Below are 12595 nucleotides of genomic sequence, written 5' to 3'. Positions count from 1 at the left end.
ACGGCGGCCGTCGGCCCCGCCCCGGGCGCCGCCGGCGCCGCCGGCAGGACGGCCGGCACGGCGGCCACCGCCGCCGGCCCGGCCGCCACCGACGGGGCGACCGTGGCGAGCAGGGTGAGACCGCACACCGCGACGGTCGCCCGCCCGGCCCGGGTGGCCCGTCCGCTCACACCGTGCTGCCGAGGCGGTCCGCCGCGATGTCGCCGGGCAGCAGCAGGCTGAGCTCGGAGAGGTCGGCGACGTCCAGTCGGCTGAGCCGGCCCGCCTGGCGGGTGATCATGCCCTCCAGGGTCTGCCGGGCGAAGCGACCGTTGCCGAAGGTCCGGTCGCGCGGCACCGAGGCGAACAGTCGCCCGAGCGCCTCCAGCGTCTCCGGCGCGCAGCTGTACCCGGCCGACTCGGCATGGTTCGTCACGATGGTGACCAGCTCGTCGTCCGTGTAGTGGCCGAAGTCGATCTGGCGCGAGAACCGGGACGCCAGGCCGGGGTTGGACGAGAGGAAGTGCCGCATCTCGTCGTCGTAGCCGGCCACGATCACCACCACCTCGTCCCGGTGGTCCTCCATGAGCTTCATCAGGGTGTCCACCGCCTCCTGGCCGAAGTCGCCGCCGCCCCCGTGCCGGGGCGTCAGGGTGTACGCCTCGTCGACGAAGAGGACGCCGCCGCGCGCCCGCTCGAAGGCCTCCTTGGTGAGCTGCGCGGTGTGGCCGACGTAGCGGCCGACCAGGTCGGCCCGTGCGGTCTCGATCAGCTGCCCCTTGGGCAGCACGCCGAGTTCGGCCAGCAGCCGCCCGTAGAGGCGGGCGACGGTGGTCTTGCCGGTGCCGGGCGGCCCGGCGAAGACCAGGTGGTGGCTGATGGTCGCGGTCGGCAGCCCGGCCTCCTCCCGGCGGCGGGCCTGACGGAGCAGGTTGACCAGGTCCTCGACCTGCTCCTTGGCCGCCGGCAGCCCGACCAGGGCGGCCAGTTCGGCGAGCGGCTCGGTGCCGTCGGCCGCCGACACGGGGGCCGCGAGCTCGACGCCGACGTCCTCGGGGACGAGCAGCGCGAGGTCCTCGTCGCTGATCTCGGGCTGGGCGGCGAGACGGGTGGCCTGCCGGTCCACCATCTCCTCGAAGACCTTGCGGGCCGCCCGCCCGTTGCCGAAGTCCGCGCCGCGCGGCATCTGTTCGAAGAGGAGCGCCAGGGCCTCGACGCTGCCGTCGGCGAGCTCGTAGCCGTGGGCCCCGGCGGCCTTCTCCACGATGGTGACCAGCTCGTCCACCTCGTAGTTGGCGAACTCGACGGTCCGGCTGAACCGGGAGGCGAGGCCGGGGTTGCTGGCCATGAAGTCGGTCATCTCGGCCGAGTAGCCGGCCACGATGACCACGATGTCGTCGCGGTGGTCCTCCATCAGCTTGACCAGGGCGTCGATCGCCTCCCGCCCGAAGTCCGGCCCACTGCCGCCGGAGCCCGCCGAGAGCGTGTACGCCTCGTCGATGAAGAGCACCCCGCCGAGCGCCGACTGGAACACCTCGGTGGTCTTGAGCGCGGTGCCGCCGATGATCGACGCGACCAGGTCGGCCCGGGCCACCTCGGTCAGGTGCCCGCTGCGCAGCACGCCCAGCTCGGCGAGGATGGCGCCGTAGAGCCGGGCGACGGTCGTCTTGCCGGTGCCGGGCGGGCCCGCGAAGACCAGGTGGCGGCTCATCGGGAGGCTCGGCATGCCGGCCAGCTCCCGGCGCCGGGCCAGCTTGTTGAGGTTGACCAGGGTGGCCACCTGCTCCTTGACGCCCGCCAGGCCGACCAGTGACTCCAGCACCTCCAGCGGACCGGGCGCGACGACCGGACCCGCCTCACCGGCGGGCCGGCCCCCCACCTCGGCCGCGGACGCCCCGCCGGGGTCGGCGCTCTCCGCGCCGGTGGCGGGCCGGGCGGTGGCCGCGGTCGCGGTGCCGTGCGCGTCGGGCAGGCCGTTCTCCTCGCTGGCCAGCTGTTCGACGGCGAGCCGCTCGCTCGGCGCGGTCTGCCGCAGGCCGGAGCCCCGGTTGCGGGCCAGCGTGCAGCCGGTCAGCCGGACCGCCTCGGCGGAGTCGAGGCGCACTCCGTCGCCGATGTTCTCCACCGCGTCGACCTGGGTCAGCACGGCTCGCGCCCCGGCCCCGATCCGCACGCCGTGCCGGCGGTTGCCGTGGGTGCGGACCCGGGTGCAGGTCAGCTCGCCACCGTCCTCGACCGCGAGGCCGTCGTCCCCGGAAGCGGAGGTCTCGCAGTCCCGCAGCGCGGCCCGGCCGACCTTGCCGACCAGGACGCCCGCCCCCTTGGCCCCGCGCACCACCGCGTTGCCGACGAAGGTGTCGGCGCCGTCGGCGATCCGCAGCCCGGACCGGCCTGCGTCCACCACCTCGACGCCCTCCAGCCGGCCCCGGCCGTCCCGGACCACCTCGACGCCGTCGGCGCCCGCGCCGGTGACGGTCAGGTGGCGCAGCCTGGGGTTGGCGCCGTCGGTGATCGACACACCGGCGCCGGTGGCGTCCCGGACCTCCAGTCGGTCGATGTCCGCGGTGCTGCCCCCGGTCAGTTCGACGCCCACCGCGCCGCAGTCCTTGACGACGGTGCGGGTCAGGACCGGGCCGGCGGACTCGCCCACCCAGATGCCGGTGCCCTCGGCGCCGTCCACCTCGCAGTCCTCGAAGACGCCGCGCGAACGGGCGGTGACGTGGATGCCGTGGCCCGCCGTGCGGGTGGCCCGGCAGCGGCGCAGCTCGGGATCGGTACCGCCGGCGAGCGCGATGCCGTGGCCGGAGGTGCCGGTCACCGTGCAGTCCTCCAGCAGGACGCGCGCCTCGGAGCTGATGTACACGCCGATGGTGGTGTCGTGGACGGTGGTGCGCAGCAGTCGCGTGGTGGAGCGCTCCTCCAGCGCGACGGCGGGCTTGTCGGTGACGGAGATCTCGCAGTCCTCCAGGGTGCCGCGGGCCTCGCCGTTCGCGCAGACGCCGTTGCCGCGCGCGTCGCGCAGGACGCAGTTGCGCAGCAGCGGGTTGGCCCGTTCGCCGATCACCACGGCCGACGTCCCGAGGTGCTCGATGACGCAGTCCTCGATCACGCTGGTGCCGGTGGACGTCTCGACGATGCCGGCGCCGGCCGGGTTGGTGACCCGGCAGTCGCGCATCGCGAGCGAGCCCTGCTGGCGGGTGAGCACCGCGGTCCAGGAGCTGCCCACCACCTCGCAGTCGGACAGCGCCGCCTGCCCGCGCGGCACGTCGACCGCGGGCAGTTCCTCGTCCTGCCCCTGCACGATCAGGCCGGTGAGCTGGACGGCCTCGGCCACCACCTGGACGACGCACCCTCGCCGGGCGGTGATCCGGACGCTGCCGCGCGGCTCCTCGGCGGTGATGGTGACCATCTTGGTGATGACGAGGTTCTCCTCGTAGCGGCCGGGGCGCACGGAGATCACCGCCCCGTTGCGGGCCGCCGCGAGCGCGTCGCCGATCGTGCGGTACGGGCCGCCGCGCTGCTCCGGGCACACCGTCAGCACATGGCGCGACATGGCCTTCATCTCCTGGGGTTCTTCGCCGTATAGCGGTCGTCGTGGTGCGGTGGTGGTGCTGCGGTCGTCGTGGGGCGGTGGGTCGTGGGGCGATGGGTCGTGGGGCGGTGGGTCGAGCTCCGGCGGGCAGGCGGGCGCGGTGCCCGGGGTGGCGGTGTCAGGCGGCCGTGCAGTCGGCGCTCACGGCGGACGCGGCGATGTGCGCCTTGTCGTTCCAGTCGATGCCGCGCGAGTGCAGCTTCACGGCGATCTTCCCGCCGCTCACCGCGAACGTCCCCCCGGTGACCCAACTGCCCCGGTTGGTCCTCTGGTTGACCGGGAAGTCGCCGATCGTGCCGCCCGAGGCGTTCTGGACGGTGTAGTACGCGGGCGCGGCGCCGACCGCCTTGACGTCCGAGTTGTTCGGCACGTAGACGGCGATCTTGCAACTGCCATTGGTCACCGGCGCCGTGGAGAACGTCCAGAGCACCCAGTTGTCGGTGTCGTCCTTGGCCTCCGCGCCGGACATCGGCATCGACACGTACTTGCCGTTGCAGCCCGAACCGGTGTACCCGCCGGTCGAGTTGTTCAGCCAGCCCTTGGTGTCCTGCTCGTACCAGCCGTGCTGGGCGTAGGTGGCGGAGGAGGTGGAGCACCCGGTGCCGCCCACGGCCTTGTAGGTCGCCTTCGCCGCGGCGGGCGGCTGGGCCGGGACCGGGGGCACGGGCTGCTGGGTCGCGGGCGGCGGCGCGGGCTGCTGGGCCACGGGCGGCTGCCCGGCGGCCGGTGGCGCGGGCTGCTGCGCGGCGGGCGGCTGCCCGGCGGCGGGGGGCGCGGGCTGCTGCGCCGCGGGCGGCTGGCCCTGGGCGGGCTGCGAGCCCGAACCGCCACCGCTCCCCTGCTGCTGCGTCCCACCGCCCCCCGGCGCCTTGGCCACCGGGGCGGAGCCGTTGGAGGGCCGGGTGTTCTGCGGGTTCGGGGCCGCACCGGGGACGACGGCGGTCCCCGGCTGGCCGGCCGGCACGCCGTCGATGACGGGCGTCTCGGGGGTGCCCGGGGCCGGTCCCTGGACGGGCGCCGGCTCGGTGGGCGCCGCGGTCGGGTCGCCGGTGACGGGCGGGTCGACGGGTGCGGGCGGCACCGGGGCGTCGTCGATCTGCGGACCGTCGACGAGCTGGAGGTCGGGCTGGTTCACCCCGAGGTCGTCGCCCCGACCGCCGTGGCCGTCCCGGCGGTCGGCGCCGTCGGTGATCAGGAACGGCAGGCCCATCAGCACGACCCCCGCCGTGGCGGCGGCGACCAGTGCGGGCCGCTTGAACCTGGCGCGCCGCCCGGGAACAGCGCCGTCGGGCGCGCCGCCCTCCGGCTCGGGCGTGACGGGCTCCAGCGCTCCCGGCTCCTCCGGGAAGCTGCCGGAGGAACCGGGGTCCGGAGCGGGCACGGCCGCCGGCGTCGGCGACGCCTCCGGCGTGGGCGGCCCGTACTGCGGCACCGCGGGAGGCGCCGCCGCCGCCACGGCGGCAGCCCCGGCGGCAGCGGACGCGGCGCCCGCGCCCGCTCCGGAGGAGGGCGAGGGACCGGAGGAGGGCACCGGACCCGCCGACGGGGCCGTGGTTGCCCCGTCGCCCTCCTCCTCCATCTCCCAGGCCACCGACGGCAGCTGTATGCCCGTCGTTCCGTTCCCGCCCGTGCTCGTCCCCACCGCAGCTCCTCGGCTCCGCATGCAGTCCCTGTCGGTGGGACCACCCGGCCGACAGGACCTCGGGTGCTCCCACTCCCTCTCTACGGCCGGGCACCGCCGGGCGGTTCACCCGCCGCCCGGCCGTTGTTGTACATCTGTGTCAGGGCGGTGAAGATGCTGTCCTCCAGGGTCTCCTGGGGAGCGGGTTCCTCGATCCGCGGCGGCCCGCCGGCCTCGTGCGGCGGCAACGGCGGCAACGGCGGCGACTCGACCACCGGGGGCGTCTCGCTCCCCAGCGGCACGTTCGAGCCCTGCTGGTAGAACCGGGGCGGCTGGACCTCCACCCACGAGTCCTCCGACTGCTCGCTCCGGGAATCCAGCAGGTCCGAATCGACCGACGCGTTGTCCGAGTCGTCCCCCAACCGCGCACCCGCGTGCTGGTAGAAGTCCTCCTCACCCTCGTACAACCGTGCCGTCCGCCACGAGGTGCCCGACGCGTCGCGCTCGTGCGGCAGGTCCGGCAGGTCCGAATCGACCGACGCGTTGTCCGAGTCGTCCCCCAACCGCGCGCCCTCGTGCTGGTAGAAGGTCGCGGCGTCGACCGGCCAGAGCGGGGCCGTCACCATCGAGTCGCCCGACTCCGTGCGCTCGTGCTGTAGCCCCTCCGACCGCTCGATCGGCGACGACGAACCCGACGTCAGCGAATCCGACGTCAGCGAGTCGTCCGACTCGTCGTGCCGCGAACTCGCCGTCGGCACGGTCGGGCGCCGACGCGGGTCGTCCGGGGACGGCACCGGCCGCGGCACGAACGCACCGGCGTCCAGCAGCGGAACCTCCCGGTTCTCCGGCGACCGCTCCTCCTGCGACCGGTTCCCCTGCGGCCGGTTCTCCTGCGAGCGGCTCTCCGACAGGCCCGGCACGATCAGGCCGGCGTCCTGCTCCTGGTCCAGCGTGGCGCGCCGCACGGACGGCTTCGGCGCCGGCGCCTCGTCCGACTCGCCGTCCCGCCGTCGCGTCAGCGGTACGTTCGAGCCCTGGCCCGGACCCGACCCGTTCAACGACAGCGGACCGCCCGGGAGCTCCCGCACGTCCTCCGTCTGCTCGTCCGCCCGATTGCCGGCCTGGTCGTCGACCTGATCGTCCGCGTGGTCGTCGGCCCGGTTGTCGGCCTGGTCATCGACCTGATCGTCCGCGTGGTCGTCTGCCCGGTTGTCGGCCTGCTCGTCCGCCCGGTTGTCCGCCTGGTCGTCGGCCTGGTCGTCGGCCTGCTCGTCCGCCCGGTTGCCCGCGTGGCCATCGGCCTGGTCGTCCGCGTGGTCGTCCGCCCCGTCCTCCCGCGAGGGACGCCGCACCTGCGGAACGTTCGGCAAGGATCCGCCCGACAGGGCGCCCGATGCCTCCTCCGACTGCCGGATCACCCCGTCGTCCGCACGCCGCACCGACGAGCCGTCCTCCGCGTCCGGCGTCTCCGGTCCGATCCGGAAGGAGCGGACGGCGCCTGCGGGTTCGCCCGGGGCTGCCGCTCGCCGCACCGGAGACTCCACGGTCCGGATGACCACGTCCACCTCGTACGTCAGTCCCCGGGACAGCGTGCGCAGCCGCCGCTCCAGCGCGTCGGCCTCCCGCTGGGCCCGATTGACCGGTCCGTCCAGGGTGACCTCGACCACCGGCGGCCTGGTGTCCCCCTCCGCCCTCGGAGCGTTCCCCCGGAGGGCGGCCTCCTGGAGGACGGTCGCCCGGAACCGGTCGAGCAGTCGGGACATGGACCTCGTGTCGGCGGCGTCGGCGGTCCACCGGACGTCCGGGACGGTCGGCTCGCGCAGACTCAGGTCCGGCTGCCGCTGCCCGCCCTGCTGCGGTTGCTGCGGCTGTTCCTGCCCCGCCCCCAGGACCTCCCAGTGGCCGTTCGCGTCTCCCGCCGCCAGATCGAGGTCCGCGCCGACGTGCTCGACGAGGTCCTGGAGGCGGCGTCGATCCTGGACCGGCACCGGCCGGCCCGCCATCGCGTCGCGCAGACGGTCGAAGGGAGTCCCGGCCTCCTCGTTCGCGGCGAGGTCGAGCAGCCGGTCGAGGCCGCGCAACCACCGCTCGCCCCTGGGGCCCTCGACGGTGAGCGACTCGGGGAGCAGCCTCCGGGCGATGTGGCCGACGCGCAGGATCCGCTCGTGGTCGGAGGGCGCGCCGACGTCGAGCCCCAGCGCACCCGCCACCGACTTCAGCGCGTCCGGCGGCGCGCCGTGCAGGCGGAGTTCGCCGCTCTGCGCCTCGTCGTGGAAGCGCAGGAAGCCGTTGTGCGGTACCGGCGTCGGCGTGGTGTCACCGGCGGGGATGTCGATCTCGATCGCCATGAGCTGCATGCGGGGCATGGTCAGCTCGCCCTTGTGGTAGATCACCTCCACCTCGGCGAAGCCCCGGTACCGCGCGGTCGGGGTGGAGATCTTGGCGTTGTTGACGATCTGGCCGCCCTCGACCGTCTCGACGTCGGTCCGGCGCTCGTAGGCGGTGTCGACGTAGATGCCGCCACGGAGGCTGGCGTGGCCCATCCCGAAGGTATCGGGGGTGACGACGCCCCCCGTGATGCGGTTGGCCACGCGGAGCGCGCGCTGGGCCCGGACGCCGTCGGTGACCGACGACGTGTTGGTCGGGTTGGAGTCGCTCCTGGTGTCGGTCTTGACGAACTCCAGCTCCTTGATCTTCATCCGCACCTCCACCTGGACGTCGCCGGCCAGATCGGTCCGTCCCAGGAGGAGGGTGGAGTTGCCCGGGCCGTCCTTGAGGGTCGGTCGGACGGAGCCCGGGGGCGTGGGAGCGCCTTCCGGTGCGGGGTTCGAGGCGTCGTTCCGGGTGTCCCCCGCCGAGGCGTCCGGAGTGTGCGGGGTGACGAGGCGGCTGGCCAGCGCCACCGGGTCGATCATCCGCTCCACCATGCCCCGGACGCGGTCCCAGTTGTCCGATCCCAGGAACTCCTCGGCGCCGTCCGTCAGCTGCTTCCGCGCGTCCGGGGACATGCCGGCGTCGCGCACCACATCGGTGTCGACCAGCCCGTGCGTCCACACCCTGGGGGGAGGGATCTGGGCGGGCGGGGCCGGGGTGGCCTCGGCGACCGGCCGGTCGTCGTTCAGTCCTCTGCGCAGGGCGGCGCCGCGCGGCGCGGTCGCGGCCACGAAGTCCTTGTTCGGTTCGTTCGGCGGGTTGCCCGGCACGGTCTCCCGGGTCTCCGCGACGTCGATGACCACGTCCATGCCGACCTCGCGCCGGAAGTAGGCCCGCTTGGTGACCATGACGAACCGGCCCTCGGTGCTGACCAGGTCCTTCCACTCGACCGAGAAGTGCAGGTTGGCCTCGCCGGTGAAGACGTTGCCCACGGGCTTCACCTTGGTGGTGTTGCCCGAGCCGGTGCGGTTCGACCACGTCTCGCGCGTGCTGTTGCTGGAGGACGCGGCCAGCGTGTCGCCCGCGTAGAACAGGCCGGTCGAGACGGCCACCCCGGCCCGCAGCTGGTGGCTGGAGCCGCTGCCGCCGCCGGTCGCCCCGTCGGCCGCCGAGTGGGTGTGCTCGACGTTCGTCCCGGTGTTGAACTCGGTGGTCGTGGTGTTCCCCTCGTGGGCCAGCCGCTTGACGGACGCGCCGATCCTGACGGTCACACCGCCGTCGGAGACCACCAGTTCCCGGCCCGACATCATGGTCTTGAGCTGGTCGTGCAGGTTGTTCGGGCTGAGCGCGTCGTACAGCTTGTGGCGGAGGCCGGACCTGCCGAGCCCGTGCAGCCATTCCTGTACGTTGCGCCCGCCGAACTCCCCCGGGTCGTTGCTCCCCCGCAGGACGGCCTTGCCGAAGTCGGCCGGCGCCACCGTGGCCGCCGGGCCGCTGGGCCTGAACACGTTGGTGACGACGTCGGAGGAGCCGAGCACGTGGTCCTGCCAGATGCGGTCCGGAACCGCGCGCACATCGGCCGGTGCCAACACGCCGTACTGCGGGGTGACGACCTCCGCCGGCATCGTGATCGGGTCGAGCTTCGTCGTGCTGGGGACCAGCCCGCCCGTCCAGCCGCGGATCTCCACCTGGTACTGGACGTCGACGTCGGACACGACGGCGGTCGAGACGTTCTTCGCCCGGTTGACGGCGGTACCGGAGCTCTGCAGGTTGCCACCGGTCGACGACTCGTGACGGTAGGAGTAGTCGCCCGTCACCGTCAGCCCGGGCCCGCCGCCCTGCTCCTTCTGCGCCCTGCCGGTCAGCCCGAGGACGCCGGTCACCCGGTCCCGGATGTCCCGCATGACGCCGTGCCCCGTCCGGTTCTGGGTCCCGACCTCGAACTCGGCGTCGTTCACGGTGTACTTCGTGACGGGCGCCGCCCTCAATACGGCCCGGACGACCACTTCGGCCGACCAGCCCGGGCCGGCGACCGGCACCTTGAGCACCCCGCCCCGGGTGAGCTCGGACAGCTTGGCCTGCATCGCGACCGCGCCGAGATCCGACCGGAGGGTGCGCTCCAGGGAGTCGGAGACGCCCCCGCGCCACTGGAAGCGGTCCTTCAGCGCGTTCCGGACGTCCTGGAACAACCGGTCACCGCCCGGCGTCCCCGGCTCGTTCCTGAACGACACCACGGAGGCGGCACTGAGTTCGTTGCGCGGCAGCGGGCCCGGCCCGCCCGTTGCCGGCGCGTCGGTGCGGGACTTCACGCTGAACTCGGTGTCGATCCCCGCGGAGACTTCGCGGGTTCCGAACCCGCCGCCTTCCAGGACCACCGTCAGGTTCATCCTCCCGCCGTGGATCTCCTGCGCCTCCCGGATCTTGCTGTTCGAGTAGAGCTTGTCGTTGACGTCGTCCCGGACACCGCCGCGGACCCTGATCTCCTGGCTGAGCTGTACCTGGCCGGAGGGCATCTCGCTGACCGGGGCGTATCCGACGGCCCCCTGCTTGAGATCGAACTTACTGGTGTACCGCTGCTCGGTCCTGAAGCTGCTGGACTCGTTCTGCCGGCTGAGGTCGGCCTTCTCGCTCGTCCGGAGGAGCTGGGTGTGGGTCAGCGTGGCCTTGACGGTCACCTTGAGACCGCGCTGCGCCAGTGCGGCGACCGCGCCGGCCACCTTGTCCCGGTCGAAGGCGGTCAGCTCGAACTCGTCCCCGCGGCTCATCGCACCGAGCTTGGAGGCCAGCGAGGGCTGGGTGACGATCTGCATCACCTCGGTACGGATCTGCGGCCAGAGGCTCCCGTACTGCTCCCGGCCGACCCTCTCCAGATCGCTCCGCACCTCGGCGAGCGAACCGATGTCGCGGATGACGGCGGACTCCGGGAGGAGGTACTCGGCCTCCAGGACGGGCCCCTTCTGCTGGTTGGCGAGGAGGTCCGACTGAGGCATCAGCGACCGGAACCCGACCGGCACCTCAATGGTGTCGCCCAGCTTCTCGTCGCCCTTGTGGATCGTCACCTCCAGGTAGCCGTCCCCGTCGAGGACCGCGCCGTTCTCCTTGGTCTTGGTCGTGACCGCGGTCTCCAGCGTCCGGCCCGAGACGATGATCCTGTCCTTGCCCCACCGCTTCCCGTAGCTGGCGCCGACGTTCAGAACGTCGGTGCCGAGCCGGCCGCCGCCCTGGAGCTGCAGGAACCCGGTCACCACCTTCCGCCGGAGCTTGGTCATGGCCGCGCCGGCACCGGTGTTGAACTCGGTGTCCTTGGTGGTCGCCACCAGGCGCATCCCGCGGCTGGCGGCCTTCACCTCGGCCCAGACGTCGGTGCCGGGCACCCGGACGATCACCGACTCGCCGTTCGTCAGGCCCTTGAAGTCCTGCTGGAGACGCCGGAAGCCGAACTCGGCCACGAGCCGCTCGGACAGCACGCTCCCGTGGTACGTGAGCGCTTCCTCGGCCCGGGCGAGCCTCGCGCCGGTCTCCGTCTCGCGGCGGGTGCGGTCGGCGCGCGCGGCGTCGTCGAGAGCGGTGTCCCGGTCGGCGGCGTCCTGGTCGGCGGTGCGCTCGCGGACGGTCTGCTCGTGGGTCGCCTTCTCGCGGACGATGCTCTCGCGAAGGGCCTCGACCACACCCACCATGGCCTGTCGGCGGGTCGGCAGGGTGTCCTGCGGCCTGCTCCGGTCCGCCATCTGCACGGAGCCGCCCGCGTCCTCCCGCGCCGTGGTGCGGATGTGGGGCGCGCCGGTCACGTGGACGTCCAGCAGGACGTTGGAGGAATGCAGCCGCTGCTGCCGGAGATGGTCCTGGTCGAGGTCGCCCAGCAGGTTCTTGTTGATGTCGGCCTCGGTGGACGGCCGGGTCTCGCGCTCCGGGATGCCCACTTCGAGCGGCGTCGTCAGGAGGTTCCGGTTCCTCGGATCCAGTCGGGCCGGAGCGATGTCGGTCTCCCGCTTGCCCCTCGGCTGGTACCCCACCTCGACCAGCAGGTTCCCGCGGAAGACCTCGGTGACCTCCGTGGTCTTGGCCCGCGAGAAGAACTTCGAGCTGGTCGTGAGCTCGTCGGAACGCGTCTTGTCGCGGTTCACGCCGAAGGCGTCCAGAGCCACCCGCATGATCTTGAAGAAGTCGCCCCGCCCCTGGAGCCCGAGCCCGCCCGACTTGTTCGCGCCCTTGGTCTCGCCGAGCGTCACCACGCGGTCGCCGCCGCCCTCGTACTCGAACTTCTCCTTCCGGGTGTGGCGCACCAGGTCCGCCACCTCGCCACGGATGGTGACGGTGCCCTGGCGGGCGTCGGTCCCGACCGGGATGTGCAGGACGTCCCCCCTGGACAGGGCCGACACCAGGGAACGCAGGCTCGTGCCGCTGGCGACGCTCTCGGCGAGCGCCCGGGCGAAGGACTCCCGGTTCGGCGTGTCGGCGGGGAGGGCCTCGGCGATCTTCGTACCGAGCTCCCTGACCAGCACGGTGTCCGGCTTGCCGAGGCTGGTCACCATGTGCGAGCCGGCGAGCACCCCGCGGTCGAGGACGAGCTTCGGCACCTGCGGGCCCTGGTCGACGTTGTCGCGGGTCTCCGACGCGACGATCGTGAGACCGTCGTTCAGCGGCGGATGCGGGACAACGGGCACGTCCCCGACGTCGTCCGCCCGGCGCTTACCCGCGCGCCTCTCCTCGGCACGGCGCTCGTCCGCCTCCCGCTGCGCGGGCGTCCTCCGCTCGTCCTCGGAGTCCGAGGAGTCCTCGTCCCGAACCTCGCGGGTGTCCTCGGTCTCCCGAGTCTCCTCCGTCCGGTGGGTGTCCTCGGTCTCCCGGGACTCCTCCGTCCGGTGGGTCTCCTCGGTCTCCGGGGTCTCCTCCGTCCGGTCGGCCCGGCGCTTACCCGCGCGCCTCTCCTCGGCGCGGCGCTCGTCCGCCTCCCGCTGCGCGGGCGTCCTCCGCTCGTCCTCGGAGTCCGAGGAGTCCTCGTCCCGAACCTCGCGGGTGTCCTCGGTCTC

3 protein-coding genes are annotated in these 12595 nt (G+C 73.3%); all 3 read right to left on the bottom strand.

Annotated features, from left to right (window positions below; all coding sequences use genetic code 11):
• Positions 1–166: 166 nt before the first annotated feature.
• Entirely contained in the window at positions 167–3532 is a 3366-nt protein-coding gene (locus ABZY91_RS37385) for a right-handed parallel beta-helix repeat-containing protein (RefSeq protein ID WP_355408134.1), read from the bottom strand.
• Positions 3533–3689: 157 nt separating this feature from the next.
• Complete coding sequence (locus ABZY91_RS37380; RefSeq protein WP_355408132.1) at positions 3690–5213, bottom strand: hypothetical protein; 1524 nt, start codon at positions 5211–5213, stop codon at positions 3690–3692.
• An 80-nt stretch (positions 5214–5293) separates the two neighbouring features.
• On the bottom strand, positions 5294–12229 hold the full coding sequence (locus tag ABZY91_RS37375) for a hypothetical protein (protein ID WP_355408130.1): 6936 nt from the start codon (positions 12227–12229) through the stop codon (positions 5294–5296).
• Between the last annotated feature and the right edge of the window lie 366 nt (positions 12230–12595).

It is taken from the genome of Kitasatospora sp. NPDC002965 (assembly GCF_040611255.1).
Lineage (GTDB): Bacteria > Actinomycetota > Actinomycetes > Streptomycetales > Streptomycetaceae > Kitasatospora.
The sequence above is the reverse complement of the archived record's forward strand: the minus strand, read 5'-3'. Positions and strand labels throughout refer to the sequence as shown.